Genomic DNA, 13,903 nt, shown 5'->3' on the forward strand with positions numbered 1-13,903 from the left:
AGCTCGGGCACTGATCGGTAGAGCCCTCCCTACAATGGCTCTCTTTTGCCCGGCGAAGCACATGGCGATCTACGAACTGGACGGAAGGACCCCGCAACTGGAGCAGGGCGCATGGGTGGCCGACAGTGCCCAGGTCATCGGCGCCGTCGAGCTCGGCGAGAACGCCAGCGTCTGGTTCAACGCCGTCATTCGCGGCGACAACGAGACCATCCGCATCGGCCGCAACAGCAACGTGCAGGACTGCTCCGTGCTGCACTCCGATGACGGCAAGCCCCTGACCATCGGAGAGAACGTGACCATCGGCCACCAGGTGATGGTCCACGGCTGCACCATCGGCGACAACACCCTCGTCGGGATCGGCTCGGTGGTGCTCAATGGCGCGCGCATCGGCCGCAACTGCATCATCGGCGCCGGCAGCGTGGTGACCGAGAACAAGGAGTTCCCGGACAACTCGCTCATCATCGGCAGCCCCGCGCGGGTGGTGCGCACGCTGGATGACGCCGCGGCCCAGCGGCTGGCCCACAGCGCCGAGAGTTACGTGGACAACGCCCGCCGCTACGCGCGCGGGCTTCGCAAGATCGGCTGAGGTTTCCTTGAGCGAGTTGCACAAGTTCCTGTTCGACGGCCTGCCGGTGCGCGGCATGATCGTGCGCCTGACCGACGCCTGGACCGAGGTCCTGCGCCGCCGCGAGGCCCACCCGTGGGCGCCCCCCGTCACGCGGCTGCTGGGCGAGATGGCGGCCGCCGGCGCGCTGATGCAGTCCAACATCAAGTTCAACGGCGCGCTCATCCTGCAGATCTTCGGCGACGGCCCGGTCAAGGTGGCGGTGGCCGAGGTGCAGCACGACCTGTCGCTGCGCGTCACGGCCAAGGTGGTGGGCGACGTGACCCACGACGCGCTGCTGTCCGACCTGGTCAACGTGCGCAACCAGGGCCGCTGCGCCATCACGCTCGATCCGCGCGACAAGCTGCCGGGCCAGCAGCCGTACCAGGGCGTGGTGCCCCTGCACGGCGACCAGCGCGAGAAGATCGAGCGGCTGTCCGAGGTGCTGGAGCACTACATGCTGCAGTCCGAACAGCTGGACACCCGCCTCGTGCTGGCGGCCGACGAGCACGTGGCCGCGGGCCTGTTGATCCAGCGCCTGCCCATCGAGGGCGAAGGCAACCTGGCCGGCAGCCTGGTGAGCAAGGCCAACGAAGACGAGATCGGCGTCAACGAAGACTTCAACCGCATCGCCACGCTGGCCGCCAGCCTCACCCGCGAGGAGCTGCTCACGCTCGATGTCGAGACCATCCTGCGGCGCCTGTTCTGGGAAGAGCAGGTCCTGCGCTTCCCGGCCATGACCCCGAAGTTTCACTGCACCTGCAGCCGCGAACGCGTGGCCGGCATGATTCGGGGGCTGGGCCGCGAAGAGGCCGACAGCATCATTGCCGAGCGGGGCGAGATCGAGGTGGGCTGCGACTTCTGCGGCCGGCAATACCACTTCGATGCGGTGGACGCGGCGCAGCTCTTCGCGCCACCCGGTGACCAGCCGCCGGTCACCTCGTCGGTGCAGTAGCTAGGCGGCCGCGGCCGGCGCGCCACGCGCCCCTTCCAGCCCCCCGGCGAAGTGCTCGCGCATGCGGCGCACGGCCGCCTCGGCGTCCCGGCGCACCAGCGCATCCACCAGGCGCTGGTGCTCGGCCAGTGATTCCTCGACCCGGCCTTGCCTGAGCAGCGAGTTGTGCCGGTTCAGTTTCATCACCTTGCGCAGGTCGGCCACCACCTGATTGCGCCAGCGGTTGCCGGCGATCTCGAGCAGGCGCGTGTGGAAGCGTTCATTGAGCGTGAAGAAGCGGTCGCGCCGCTTCACTGCGCTGGCCAACTCTGCGTGCAGCGCCTGCAGTTCGGCGATCTCGGCGTCGCTCGCGCGGGCGGCCACCTCGCCGGCGGCATCGCTCTCCAGCAGCGCGAGCAGGTGGTAGACCTCGGCCAGGTCCCGCTCGGACACTTCGGTGACGTAGGCTCCGCGCCGCACCTTCATGGTCACCAGGCCCTCGGCGGCGAGCACCTTCAACGCCTCGCGCAGGGGGGTGCGGCTGATGCCGTATTCCTGGGCCAGCTTGACCTCGTCGATCCAGCTGCCGGGCTCCAGCTCACGGCGGAAAATGCGCTGGCGGATGCGTTCGGCCACTTCTTCGTACAGGGCGCGCGGCGCGAGCGAGAGGGCGGACATGGTTGATCGTCGAGGTGGGGAGTGCGTGATCAATAATTATGAATGATGTAGACTGCCGCGGCATTCCCTGGAAACCCCATGAGCCAAGATCCCGAATTCCGTGTGGCCAGCCTCGAGGACTGGATGCGCGCCGCCGCCAGGTCCGCGCCCGACGGCGACGTGCAGGCCCTGAACTGGATCACGCCCGATGGCATTGCCGTGAAGCCGCTCTACACCGCGGCCGACCTGCAGGGCCTTGCGCACGCCGACACGCTGCCGGGCTTCGAGCCTTACCTGCGCGGGCCGCAGGCCACCATGTACGCGGTGCGGCCCTGGACCATTCGCCAGTACGCGGGCTTTTCCACCGCCGAAGAATCCAATGCCTTCTACCGGCGGGCCTTGGCGGCCGGTGGCCAGGGCGTGTCGGTCGCCTTCGACCTGGCCACGCACCGCGGCTACGACAGCGACCATCCGCGCGTGACCGGCGACGTGGGCAAGGCGGGCGTGGCCATCGATTCGGTCGAGGACATGAAGATCCTGTTCGACGGCATTCCGCTGGACAAGGTGTCGGTGTCCATGACCATGAACGGCGCGGTGCTGCCGGTGCTGGCGGGCTACATCGTGGCGGCCGAGGAGCAGGGCGTGCCGCAGGACAAGCTGTCGGGGACCATCCAGAACGACATCCTCAAGGAGTTCATGGTCCGCAACACCTACATCTACCCACCCGAGCCCAGCATGCGGATCATCGGGGACATCATCGCGTACACCGCGCGCGAGATGCCGCGGTTCAACTCCATCTCCATCTCCGGCTACCACATGCAGGAAGCCGGGGCCAACCAGGCGCTGGAACTGGCCTTCACGCTGGCCGACGGCCAGGAGTACGTGAAGACGGCGCTGGCCAAGGGGCTGGACGTCGACGACTTCGCCCCCCGCCTTTCGTTCTTCTGGGCGGTGGGCATGAACTTCTACCTGGAGATCGCCAAGATGCGCGCGGCCCGCCTGCTGTGGTGCCGCATCATGAAAGGCTTCGGCGCGAAGAACCCCAGGAGCCTGATGCTGCGCACGCACTCGCAGACCTCGGGCTGGTCGCTCACCGAGCAGGACCCGTACAACAACATCGTGCGCACCACCATCGAAGCCATGGCGGCGGTGTTCGGCGGCACGCAGAGCCTGCACACCAACAGCTTCGACGAGGCCATCGCGCTGCCCACCGAGTTCTCCTCGCGCATCGCCCGCAACACCCAGCTGATCATCCAGGAGGAGACGCACATCACCAGCGTGGTCGATCCATGGGCTGGCAGCTATCTGATGGAGAGGCTCACCCAGGACATGGCCGATGCGGCCTGGGCCATCATCGAAGAAGTCGCGTCCATGGGCGGCATGACGCGCGCGGTGGATTCGGGCTGGGCCAAGCTCAAGATCGAGGCCGCGGCCGCCGAGAAGCAGGCCCGCATCGACGCCGGGCGCGACGTGATCGTGGGCGTCAACAAGTACCGGCTGGAAAAGGAAGACCCGGTCGACATCCTCGAAGTGGACAACGTGAAGGTGCGAGACCAGCAGATCGCGCGGCTGCACGAGCTGCGCAGCCGGCGCGACGCGCAGCGCGTGCAGGCCTGCCTGGAGCGGCTCATCGCCATCGCCGGCGGTGCCGAGGGCAACCTGCTGCAGGCGACGGTCGAGGCCGTGCGCGCGCGGGCCACCGTGGGCGAGGTGTCCGATGCATTGGAGAAGGTGTTCGGGCGCCATCGCGCCGATACGCAAAAGGTGACCGGTGTGTATGCAGCTGCCTATGACTCGGCCGAAGGCTGGGAGAAGCTCCAGCAGGAAGTCGCGCAGTTCGCGACCGAGCAGGGTCGCCGGCCGCGGGTGATGATCGCCAAGCTCGGCCAGGACGGCCACGACCGCGGCGCCAAGGTGGTGGCCACGGCCTTCGCCGACCTGGGTTTCGACGTGGACATGGGCCCGCTGTTCCAGACGCCGGAAGAGTGCGCCCGCCAGGCCATCGAGAACGACGTGCATGCGGTGGGCGTGTCCACCCTGGCGGCGGGGCACAAGACGCTGGTGCCGGCCATCATCGAAGAGCTCAGGCGGCAGGGGGCGGATGACATCGTGGTCTTTGTCGGCGGGGTGATTCCGCGCCAGGACTACGACTTCCTGTACCAGGCGGGCGTGAAGGGCATCTATGGGCCGGGCACACCGATTCCCGCGAGTGCGAAGGACGTGCTGGAGCAGATTCGCAAGGCAGTCTGTTGAAGGCGAATGAAGCCGTTCTTCGTGTACATCCTTGAATGTCGTGACGGGTCGTATTACACGGGCCACACGGACGATCTGGCCGCGCGGATGCGGCAGCATGAAGAGGGGGACATCGGGTATACGGCGCTGCGCAAGCCGTTCAGTTTGAAGTGGCAAGGTGAGTTCGAAACTCGTGAGGCGGCCCTGGCGTTCGAGCAGCGGATCAAGGGCTGGTCGCGCGCGAAGAAGGAAGCGCTGATGGCGGGGGATCGGGAGCGGGTGATGGTCTTGGCGCGGGGGCTTCGACAAGCTCAGCCCGAACGGAGTGGCGCTCAGCCCGAACGGAGTGGCGCTCAGCCCGAACGGAGTGGGGCTCAGCCCGAACGGGAGGGGGCCCAGCCCGAACGGGAAGGGGCCCAGCCTGACCGGAGTGCGGCCCAGTCCGAGCTTCAGGAATCCGTTCGCCCTGAGCCTGTCGAAGGGCCCCCGCCAACCCTCTACGCCACCGAAGCACCCCCTCTCGCTACCCAGGTCATCACCGCCCAGCGCCGCGCCATGGCCAAGGCCATCACGCTGCTCGAGTCCACCCGCCCCGAACACCGCGCGCAGGCCGACGAACTCCTCACCGCGCTCCTGCCCCACACCGGCAACGCCTTCCGCGTCGGCATCAGCGGCGTGCCCGGCGTGGGCAAGAGTACCTTCATCGAAACCCTCGGCCTGCACCTGATCGGGCAGGGCCATCGGGTCGCCGTGCTCGCCGTGGACCCCTCCAGCAGCGTCTCGGGCGGCTCCATCCTCGGTGACAAGACGCGCATGGAGCGCCTGTCGGTCCATGACCGCGCCTTCATCCGCCCCAGCCCCTCCAGCGGCACGCTCGGCGGCGTGGCCGAGAAAACGCGCGAGGCGATGCTGGTGTGCGAAGCCGCCGGCTTCGACATCGTCATCGTCGAAACCGTGGGCGTGGGCCAGAGCGAGACCGCCGTGGCCCACATGACCGACCTGTTCGTGCTCATGCAGCTGCCCAATGCCGGCGACGACCTGCAGGCCATCAAGAAGGGCGTGATGGAGCTGGCCGACCTGGTGGTGATCAACAAGGCCGACCTCGACCCCGATGCCGCCACCCGCGCCCAGGCGCAGATCACCAGCGCCATGCGCCTGTTCACCCAGCACGGCCGCGAATCCGCGGCCGCCCCACAGCCCGTGCTGCAGCTCAGTGCGCTGCGCGGCACCGGCGTGCATACCTTCTGGCAGGCCGCCACCGCCTGGCGCGAGGCGCGCACCCGCTCGGGCCAGTTGCAGGCCCGCCGCCAGCACCAGGCCCTGTCCTGGATGTGGGAACGCATCGAGGCCGGCCTGCGCCAGGAATTCCGCCATCACCCCGCCGTGCAGGCGCTGCTGCCCGCCATCACCCAGGAGGTCGAGGCCGGGCGGCTCGCGGCCTCCACCGCCGCCCGCCGCCTGCTGCAGGCGCGCCAGAACGACCAATGACAAGGCCACCCCATGCAAGACATCCGTGAACAACTCGAACGCAAGCGCGCCGCGGCGCGGCTGGGCGGCGGCACCAAACGCATCGAGGCCCAGCACCGCAAGGGCAAGCTCACCGCGCGCGAGCGGCTGGAGTTGCTGCTGGACGAAGGCACCTTCGAGGAATGGGACATGTTCGTCGAGCACCGCTGCACCGACTTCGGCATGGCCGACCAGAAGGTGCCGGGCGATGGCGTGGTCACCGGCTACGGCATGATCAACGGCCGCATGGTGTTCGTCTTCAGCCAGGACTTCACCGTCTTCGGCGGCGCCCTGAGCGAAGCCCACGCCGAGAAGATCTGCAAGGTGATGGACCAGGCCATGAAGGTGGGCGCGCCGGTCATCGGGCTGAACGACTCCGGCGGCGCGCGCATCCAGGAAGGCGTGGCCTCGCTCGGCGGTTATGCCGACGTGTTCCAGCGCAACGTCATGGCCTCGGGCGTGGTGCCGCAGATCAGCATGATCATGGGCCCCTGCGCCGGCGGCGCGGTGTATTCGCCGGCCATGACCGACTTCATCTTCATGGTGCGCGACAGCTCCTACATGTTCGTGACCGGCCCCGAGGTGGTGAAGACCGTCACCCACGAGGAGGTCACGGCCGAGGAGCTGGGCGGCGCGGGCACGCACACCACCCGCAGCGGTGTCGCCGACCTTGCCTTCGACAACGACGTCGAGGCGCTGCTGATGCTGCGCCGCTTCTACAACTACCTGCCGCTGAACAACCGCGAGAAGCCGCCCATCCGCCCGAGCAACGATCCGGTGGACCGCATGGACTACTCGCTCGACACCCTGGTGCCCGACAACCCCAACAAGCCCTACGACATGAAGGAGCTGATCGTCAAGACGGTGGACGATGGCGACTTCTTCGAGCTGCAGCCCGATTACGCCAGGAACATCGTGATCGGCTTCGCCCGCATGGAAGGCCAGACCGTGGGCATCGTGGCCAACCAGCCGCTGGTGCTGGCCGGCTGCCTGGACATCCGCAGCAGCACCAAGGCGGCGCGCTTCGTGCGCTTCTGCGATGCCTTCAACATCCCCGTCATCACCTTCGTCGACGTGCCGGGCTTCATGCCGGGCACCTCGCAGGAGTACGGCGGCATCATCAAGCATGGCGCCAAGCTGCTGTACGCCTATGCAGAGTGCACGGTGCCCAAGGTGACGGTGATCACGCGCAAGGCCTACGGCGGCGCCTACGACGTGATGAGTTCCAAGCACCTGCGCGGCGACGTCAACTTCGCCTGGCCCAATGCCGAGATCGCGGTGATGGGCGCCAAGGGCGCGGTGGAGATCATCTTCCGGGAGGACAAGAACAACCCCGACAAGCTCGCCGCCCGCGAGGCCGAGTACAAGGCCCGCTTCGCCAACCCCTTCGTGGCCGGCGCGCGCGGCTTCATCGACGACGTGATCCTGCCGCACGAGACGCGCAAGCGCATCTGCCGCTCGCTGGTGATGCTGCGCGAAAAAAGGCTCGACAACCCATGGCGCAAGCACGGCAATATTCCCCTGTGAAAGAGGACGCACGCATGTTCAAGAAGATCCTCATTGCCAACCGCGGGGAAATCGCCTGCCGTGTCATCCGCACGGCACGCAAGATGGGCATCCGGACGGTCGCCGTCTACTCCGACGCCGACCGCGACGCACGCCACGTGCAACTGGCCGACGAGGCCGTGCACATCGGTCCGGCTCCCAGTCGCGAGAGCTACCTGCGCGGCGACCGCATCATCGAAGCCTGCAAGCGCACCGGCGCCGAGGCCGTGCATCCCGGTTACGGCTTCCTGTCCGAGAACGAAGACTTCGCCCGCGAGGTCGAGGCGCAGGGCATCGTGTTCATCGGGCCCAAGCACGCGTCCATTGCCGCCATGGGCGACAAGATCGCTTCCAAGAAGCTCGCCAGCCAGGCCCGGGTGAACACCATCCCCGGCTGGAACGACGCCATCGAGACGGCCGAGCGCGCCGTGGAGATCGCGCGCGACATCGGTTACCCGGTGATGATCAAGGCCAGCGCGGGCGGTGGCGGCAAGGGCCTGCGCGTGGCCTTCGACGACAAGGAGGCGCGCGAGGGCTTCGAGTCGTGCCGCAACGAGGCCCGCAACAGCTTCGGCGATGACCGCGTGTTCATCGAGAAGTTCGTCGAGGAGCCGCGCCACATCGAGATCCAGGTGCTGGGCGACGCGCACGGCAACGTCATCTACCTCAACGAGCGCGAGTGCTCCATTCAGCGGCGCCACCAGAAGGTGATCGAGGAGGCGCCGTCCCCCTTCATCAGTGACGAGACGCGCCGGGCCATGGGCGAGCAGGCGGTGGCGCTGGCCCGGGCCGTCGACTACCAGAGTGCGGGCACGGTCGAATTCGTGGTCGGCAAGGACCAGAGTTTCTACTTCCTGGAGATGAACACCCGTCTGCAGGTGGAGCACCCGGTCACCGAGTGCATCACCGGGCTGGACCTGGTCGAACTGATGATCCGGGTGGCCGCCGGCGAACAGCTGCCGATCACGCAGGCCGAGGTGAAGCGCGAGGGCTGGGCCATCGAGTGCCGCATCAACGCGGAGGATCCGTTCCGCAGTTTCCTGCCGTCCACCGGCCGGCTGGTGCGCTTCCAGCCGCCGCGCGAGACGCTGTGGGCGGCCGACGTGCGCGCGTCGGGCGAGCCGGGCAATGCGCGCTATGGCGAGGAGGGCGTGGTCCTGGGCGGCGTGCGCGTGGACACCGGCGTGGTCGAGGGCGGCGAAATCCCCATGACCTACGACTCGATGATCGCCAAGCTGATCGTGCACGGCCGCGACCGTGCCGATGCCATCGAGCGCATGCGCGACGCCCTCGACGCCTTCGTGATCCGCGGCATCTCCAGCAACGTGCCCTTCCAGGCGGCGCTGCTCGCCCATCCCGAGTTCCAGGCCGGACGCTTCAACACCGGCTTCATCGCCGAGCACTACGGCCGCGGCTTCAAGGCCGAGGACGTGGCGCACGAGGAACCGTCGTTCCTGCTGGCGCTGGCGGCCTACGTCCATCGCCGGGCCTTGCAGCGATCGGCCGGGATCACCGGGCAACTGCCGGGGCACGAGTTCAAGGCGGGCGGTGAGTTCGTGGTGGTGCAGCTCGCGGCCGACGGGCAGCACCAGCGCCACCCGGTGCGGGTGTCCGATTTCGAGCCGCGAACCGGCTCCAGCATCGTCGACATCGCGGGGCGCCGCTGGGGCATCTGCAGCGACTGGCACCTGGGTGGCGCCCGCATTCGCGGCACGGTCGATGGCCGTCCCTTCATCGCGCAGGTCGAGCGCGGCCTGCCGCGCCATCCGCTGGGTTTCGCCATCACCCACCACGGCAGCCGCCTGGAGGCCCTGGTGCTGTCGCCTCGCGCGGCCGAGCTGCACGCGCTCATGCCCTACAAGCCGCCGCCGGACATGAGCCGCTTCCTGCTCTCTCCCATGCCCGGGCTGCTGGTCAACCTGGCGGTGCAGCCGGGACAGGCCGTGCAGGCCGGTGAACGGCTGGCCGTGATCGAGGCCATGAAGATGGAAAACGTGCTGTTCGCCGCGTCCGATGGCGTGGTCGCGCGCCTGCTCACCGCGCAGGGCGAGTCGCTGGCGGTGGACCAACCCATCCTGGAGTTCGAGAAATGACGCGTCCGTTCAAGGTGCTGGGCCTGCAGCAGATCGCCATCGGCGGCACCAGCAAGCAGCCGCTGCGGCGCCTGTGGGTCGATCTGCTGGGGCTGGAGACGATCGGGCACTTCCGCAGCGAGCGCGAGAACGTGGACGAGGACATCTGCGCCCTCGGCAGCGGCGCCGCGAAGGTCGAGGTGGACCTGATGGAGCCGATCGACCCCGAGCGCAAGCCCGCGGTGCACGCCACGCCGCTGAACCATGTGGGGCTGTGGGTGGACGACCTGCCCCAGGCCGTGCAATGGCTCTCCGCCCAAGGGGTGCGCTTCGCGCCGGGAGGCATCCGTCGCGGCGCGGCCGGGTTCGACATCACCTTCATCCACCCGCGCGGCAGCGATGAGTCGCCGGTGGGCGGGGAGGGCGTGCTGATCGAACTGGTGCAGGCGCCGCCCGAGGTGGTGGCGGCCTTCACGGCGCTGGCGAGCACCGGGCGATAAGGGGAACTGCTGACGCGACCCGCACCGCCGTCTGGCGTTCCCGTACGCCGATTCCTGCACCCGCGGGGAGGCGTTTTCTCTCACGCGCGGCCAGGTGGGCTGCCTATGCTGAATCCCACATTCGCACAGGAGGCCCCATGGCGCATCTTCGACATCTTGCGTACCAGTCGCCCTCGGTGCGACCGCCCGCAGCCACGATGGCGCGCCTGGCGCGTGTCGACCCCGGGTGGAGCCCCGACGTGCTGGGCGACTTCAGCTTGCGCATGGGCAGCCACGGCCTCAGCGTGAGCAGCACGATGATGCAGCGCGACCCCCTCTATGCACTGGAACAGCTTCAGCACGCGCACAACCTCCCCGATGACGACCTGCGGGCGCTGGCCCACGTGTTGGCGCGGCGTTTCGAGCAGGCGCGGGAGGCGGTGGCCGAGCTGAACTGAGGATCAGCCCGCCGGCCGGCGGGCCTTGGCCCGCGCGAGCGCCGCTTCGATGATGGAGCGCTTGCGCTCGGCTTCGGCGCCCTCGGCACCCTGCGTGGTGCCGGGCAGGTCGGCCAGCTTGGCACGCGCCTTGGCCTCCAGCCGCACCTGCTGCTCGCCTTCCTCACGCGCCAGTCGCGCCTTGCGGGCTTCGTAGCGCCGCAGGGCGACCGTTGCGTCGGTATCGGACCAGGCGGCCCAGCCGGTGCGTGCGCCACTGGCGTTCTCCAGCCGGATGCAATCGACGGGACACACCGGCACGCACAGCTCGCAGCCCGTGCACCAGGGCTCGATCACGGTGTGCATGTGCTTGTTGCCGCCGATGATCGCGTCGGTGGGGCAGGCCTTCAGGCACAGGGTGCAGCCGATGCACCAGTCTTCGTCGATGAACGCGACGGTGCGCGGCCCTTCGAGTCCGTGCGCGGGGTCCAGCGGCTGGACCGCATGCGCGGTGAGGGCGGCGAGGCGCTGCACGCCTTCGGCTCCGCCGGGCGGGCAGCGGTTGATGTCCGCGCTGCCCTCGGCCAGGGCCTGGGCATAGCCGGCGCAGTCGGGATAGCCGCAGCGCGTGCATTGCGTCTGCGGCAGGGCGGCGTGGATGCGCTGCGCCAGCGGGCTCACGCGTCGGATTCGGCCGCCGCCGCCGCTGCGCGGCTGCGGCGTGGCTGCTTGTCGGATTCGTGGAAACGCTGGATGAACTCGCGCACCTGCGGATAGACCACGTCGCGCCAGCGGCGGCCGCTGAAAATGCCGTAGTGGCCCGCGCCCTTGACCTCCAGGTGCTTCTGGCGGCTCTTGGGCACGCCGGTGCACAACTCGTGCGCGGCCTCGGTCTGGCCGGCGCCGGAGATGTCGTCCAGTTCGCCTTCGATGGTCAGGTGTGCCGTGGTGGTGATGTCCTCGGGCTTGACGCGTTCCACGCGCCCATCGGGGCCGCGCACGTCCCAGGTGCCGTGGACCAGCTGGAACTCCTGGAACACCACGCGGATGGTCTCGAGGTAGTAGGCCGCGTCCATGTCGAGCACCGCGTTGTACTCGTCGTAGAACTTGCGGTGCGCCTCGGCGTTGGCGTCGTCACCGGCGATCAGGTGCTCGAAATAGTCGTAGTGGCTGGACAGGTGCCGATCGGGGTTCATCGCCACGAAGCCCGAGTGCTGCAGGAAACCAGGGTAGACGCGGCGGCCGGCTCCCGGAAAGCTTTGCGGCACCCGGTAGATCACGTTGTTCTCGAACCAGTCGTAGCTCTTGTTCATCGCCAGGTTGTTCACGGCGGTCGGCGAGCGGCGGGCATCGATCGGGCCGCCCATCATGGTCATGGTCCAAGGGGTGGTCTCGCCGCGCGAGGCCATCAGGGACACGGCGGCGAGCACCGGCACCGTGGGCTGGCACACGCTCACCACGTGGCAGTTGCCGTATTGCGACTGCAGGTGGCGGATGAACTCCTGCACGTAGTTGACGTAGTCGTCCAGGTGGAAGATGCCCTTGTCCAGCGGGACGGTGCGGGCGTTCTTCCAGTCGGTGATGTAGACCTTGTGGTCCTGCAGCATCGCGCGAACGGTGTCGCGCAGCAGCGTGGCGTAGTGGCCCGACAGCGGCGCCACGATCAGCACCGCAGGCTGCTTCTTCATGATCTCCAGGCGCTGCGGGTCGTCGGTGAAGCGCTTGAACCGGCGCAGCTCGCAGAACGGCTTGTCGAGTGCGACGGATTCGTGGATGACCACCTCGCCGTCGCCGACCTGCACCGTCTTGATGCCGAACTCAGGCTTTTCGTAGTCCTTCCACAGGCGGTACATCAGCTCATAGCTGGCCGACACGCGCTGCGAAAGCGGGTTGTTCCCAAACGGGGAAAGAGGGTTGCTGTAGAGCTTGGCGGCGGCTTGGGCGAAGTCCGCGAAGGGCTCCAACAGGGTGCGTTGTGCTTCGTAGATCTGGTAGAGCATGATCCAAGTCCGGTTGTGCGATGCAATATATCAGTGGCAGCGGCTGAGTACATGCTCGTCGCAGAGCACACGCGCCAGCATCGGGGTTACGCCAAGTTCGTCACAGGTGAGCAGGCGCAGACGACGGAAAAGGTGGGCTTTCTGCGTAAGAGGGGGTGAATGGCACTTTGCCGCCATTCGCACGAAAAAGCCGCCCGAGGGCGGCCGTGGCAGGGCGTGTGGGGCTCAGAGCACCTGGGCGATGGACTCGCAGACGTAGTCGATGTTGTGCGAGTTCAACGCAGCCACGCACATGCGGCCGGTGTCGGTGCCGTAGACGCTGAACTCCTCGCGCAGGCGCACCATCTGGTCCTTGGTGAGGCCCGAGTAGCTGAACATGCCGACCTGTTCGGTGATGAAGCCCATATCGCGCTTGACGCCGGCGGCCTTGAGCTTTTCGACCAGGGCCAGGCGCATCTGCTTGATGCGCAGTCGCATCTCGCCCAGTTCGCGCTCCCACAGGGCGCGCAGCTCAGGGTTGGTGAGCACGGCCGCCACCACGGCCGCGCCGTGCGTGGGCGGGTTGCTGTAGTTGGTGCGGATGGCGATCTTCAACTGCGACAGCACCCGGTCGGCCTCGGCCTTGTCCTGGCACAGCACCGACAGGCCGCCCACGCGCTCGCCGTACAGGCTGAAGCTCTTGGAGAACGAGGTGGCCACCAGGAACGTGAGGCCGGCCGCGGCGAACTTGCCGATCACCGCGCCGTCTTCCTCGATGCCCTGGGCGAAGCCCTGGTAGGCCATGTCCAGGAAAGGCACGAGCTGGGCCGATTGGCAGGCGGCGACCACCTGGTCCCATTGCGGCGCGGTGATGTCGTAGCCGGTGGGGTTGTGGCAGCAGGCGTGCAGCACCACGATGGTGCCGGGCTCGGCCTTGCGCAGGGCAGACAGCATGCCCTCGAAGTTGAGGCCACGGGTGGTGGCGTCGTAGTAGGGGTAGGTCTCGACCGTGAAGCCGGCCTGGCTGAACAGGGCTCGGTGGTTCTCCCAGCTGGGGTCGCTGATCAGCACCTTGGCGGCCGGGTTGATCTTGCGCAGGAAATCGGCCCCCACCTTGAGCGCGCCCGTGCCGCCCAGCGTCTGCGCCGTGGCGACGCGGCCGCTCCTGACCGGTTCGCTGCCGGCCCCGAACACCAGGGCCTGCACCGCCTTGTCATAGGCGGCGATGCCGTCGATGGGCAGGTAACCGCGGGCCTTGGGCGACTGCATCATCTGCTGCTCGGCCTGGGCCACGCACTGCAGCAGGGGCAGCTTGCCCGCATCGTCGTAGTACACGCCGACGCCGAGGTTGACCTTCTTGGGGTTGCTGTCGGCGTTGAATTGTTCGTTGAGGCCCAGGATCGGGTCGCGCGGCGCGAGCTCGACGGCGGAAAACGGAGACATGGGGGTCCTTTTGGG

12 protein-coding genes and 1 pseudogene are annotated in these 13,903 nt (G+C 67.9%); 9 read left to right on the forward strand and 4 right to left on the reverse strand.

The features are described from left to right. The first annotated feature begins 61 nt into the window (after window positions 1–61). A complete protein-coding gene (locus JI739_RS15805; protein WP_201684898.1) occupies window positions 62–586 on the forward strand; it encodes a gamma carbonic anhydrase family protein in 525 nt (174 codons plus the stop codon). A gap of 7 nt (window positions 587–593) precedes the next feature. Beyond that, a complete protein-coding gene (gene hslO, locus JI739_RS15810; protein WP_201684899.1) occupies window positions 594–1,559 on the forward strand; it encodes an Hsp33 family molecular chaperone HslO in 966 nt (321 codons plus the stop codon). Here the strand turns inward: hslO and JI739_RS15815 are convergent, their stop codons facing one another. Beyond that, complete coding sequence (locus JI739_RS15815; protein ID WP_201684900.1) at window positions 1,560–2,216, reverse strand: GntR family transcriptional regulator; 657 nt, start codon at window positions 2,214–2,216, stop codon at window positions 1,560–1,562. It lies immediately after the preceding gene. 78 nt (window positions 2,217–2,294) lie between these two features. Between JI739_RS15815 and scpA the strand changes: the two genes are divergently transcribed. The 7 genes and pseudogenes from scpA to JI739_RS15845 all read left to right on the forward strand — a co-directional run bounded on the left by scpA (window position 2,295) and on the right by JI739_RS15845 (window position 10,487). Then, window positions 2,295–4,448 (forward strand): methylmalonyl-CoA mutase, encoded by a 2,154-nt coding sequence (gene scpA, locus JI739_RS15820; protein WP_201684901.1) that lies wholly within the window; start codon window positions 2,295–2,297, stop codon window positions 4,446–4,448. A gap of 6 nt (window positions 4,449–4,454) precedes the next feature. After that, window positions 4,455–4,664, forward strand: a pseudogene (locus tag JI739_RS24860) (GIY-YIG nuclease family protein); the annotation flags it as partial. 318 nt (window positions 4,665–4,982) lie between these two features. Beyond that, complete coding sequence (gene meaB, locus JI739_RS24520; RefSeq protein ID WP_236589767.1) at window positions 4,983–5,915, forward strand: methylmalonyl Co-A mutase-associated GTPase MeaB; 933 nt, start codon at window positions 4,983–4,985, stop codon at window positions 5,913–5,915. A 12-nt stretch (window positions 5,916–5,927) separates the two neighbouring features. Continuing rightward, entirely contained in the window at window positions 5,928–7,460 is a 1,533-nt protein-coding gene (locus JI739_RS15830) for an acyl-CoA carboxylase subunit beta (protein WP_201684903.1), read from the forward strand. A 14-nt stretch (window positions 7,461–7,474) separates the two neighbouring features. After that, a complete protein-coding gene (locus tag JI739_RS15835) occupies window positions 7,475–9,571 on the forward strand; it encodes an acetyl-CoA carboxylase biotin carboxylase subunit (protein WP_201684904.1) in 2,097 nt (698 codons plus the stop codon). After that, window positions 9,568–10,050 (forward strand): VOC family protein, encoded by a 483-nt coding sequence (locus JI739_RS15840; protein WP_201684905.1) that lies wholly within the window; start codon window positions 9,568–9,570, stop codon window positions 10,048–10,050. Before JI739_RS15835 ends, JI739_RS15840 begins: the two co-directional genes overlap by 4 nt. A 137-nt stretch (window positions 10,051–10,187) precedes the next feature. Then, entirely contained in the window at window positions 10,188–10,487 is a 300-nt protein-coding gene (locus tag JI739_RS15845; RefSeq protein WP_201684906.1) for a hypothetical protein, read from the forward strand. 3 nt (window positions 10,488–10,490) lie between these two features. Here JI739_RS15845 and rsxB read toward each other — a convergent pair whose 3' ends face one another. The 3 genes from rsxB to JI739_RS15860 all read right to left on the reverse strand — a co-directional run bounded on the left by rsxB (window position 10,491) and on the right by JI739_RS15860 (window position 13,888). Then, window positions 10,491–11,147, reverse strand: a complete 657-nt coding sequence (gene rsxB, locus JI739_RS15850; RefSeq protein ID WP_201684907.1) for an electron transport complex subunit RsxB — start codon at window positions 11,145–11,147, stop codon at window positions 10,491–10,493. Continuing rightward, window positions 11,144–12,466, reverse strand: coding sequence for a polyhydroxyalkanoate depolymerase (locus JI739_RS15855; RefSeq protein WP_201684908.1), 1,323 nt, complete (start codon window positions 12,464–12,466; stop codon window positions 11,144–11,146). Before JI739_RS15855 ends, rsxB begins: the two co-directional genes overlap by 4 nt. A gap of 225 nt (window positions 12,467–12,691) precedes the next feature. Further along, window positions 12,692–13,888, reverse strand: coding sequence for an amino acid aminotransferase (locus JI739_RS15860; RefSeq protein WP_201684909.1), 1,197 nt, complete (start codon window positions 13,886–13,888; stop codon window positions 12,692–12,694). Between the last annotated feature and the right edge of the window lie 15 nt (window positions 13,889–13,903).

Source organism: Ramlibacter aurantiacus (assembly GCF_016722895.1).
In the GTDB taxonomy this organism is placed as follows: Bacteria; Pseudomonadota; Gammaproteobacteria; order Burkholderiales; family Burkholderiaceae_C; genus Ramlibacter; species Ramlibacter aurantiacus.

What these genes read in the sequence shown, in the direction of transcription:
- JI739_RS15805 (WP_201684898.1), top strand. Translation starts at nt 62, where the DNA reads ATGGCGATCTACGAACTGGACGGAAGGACCCCGCAACTGGAGCAGGGC.
- JI739_RS15815 (WP_201684900.1), bottom strand. Translation starts at nt 2,216, where the DNA reads ATGTCCGCCCTCTCGCTCGCGCCGCGCGCCCTGTACGAAGAAGTGGCC.
- scpA (WP_201684901.1), top strand. Translation starts at nt 2,295, where the DNA reads ATGAGCCAAGATCCCGAATTCCGTGTGGCCAGCCTCGAGGACTGGATG.
- meaB (WP_236589767.1), top strand. Translation starts at nt 4,983, where the DNA reads ATGGCCAAGGCCATCACGCTGCTCGAGTCCACCCGCCCCGAACACCGC.
- JI739_RS15830 (WP_201684903.1), top strand. Translation starts at nt 5,928, where the DNA reads ATGCAAGACATCCGTGAACAACTCGAACGCAAGCGCGCCGCGGCGCGG.
- JI739_RS15835 (WP_201684904.1), top strand. Translation starts at nt 7,475, where the DNA reads ATGTTCAAGAAGATCCTCATTGCCAACCGCGGGGAAATCGCCTGCCGT.
- JI739_RS15840 (WP_201684905.1), top strand. Translation starts at nt 9,568, where the DNA reads ATGACGCGTCCGTTCAAGGTGCTGGGCCTGCAGCAGATCGCCATCGGC.
- JI739_RS15845 (WP_201684906.1), top strand. Translation starts at nt 10,188, where the DNA reads ATGGCGCATCTTCGACATCTTGCGTACCAGTCGCCCTCGGTGCGACCG.
- JI739_RS15855 (WP_201684908.1), bottom strand. Translation starts at nt 12,466, where the DNA reads ATGCTCTACCAGATCTACGAAGCACAACGCACCCTGTTGGAGCCCTTC.
- JI739_RS15860 (WP_201684909.1), bottom strand. Translation starts at nt 13,888, where the DNA reads ATGTCTCCGTTTTCCGCCGTCGAGCTCGCGCCGCGCGACCCGATCCTG.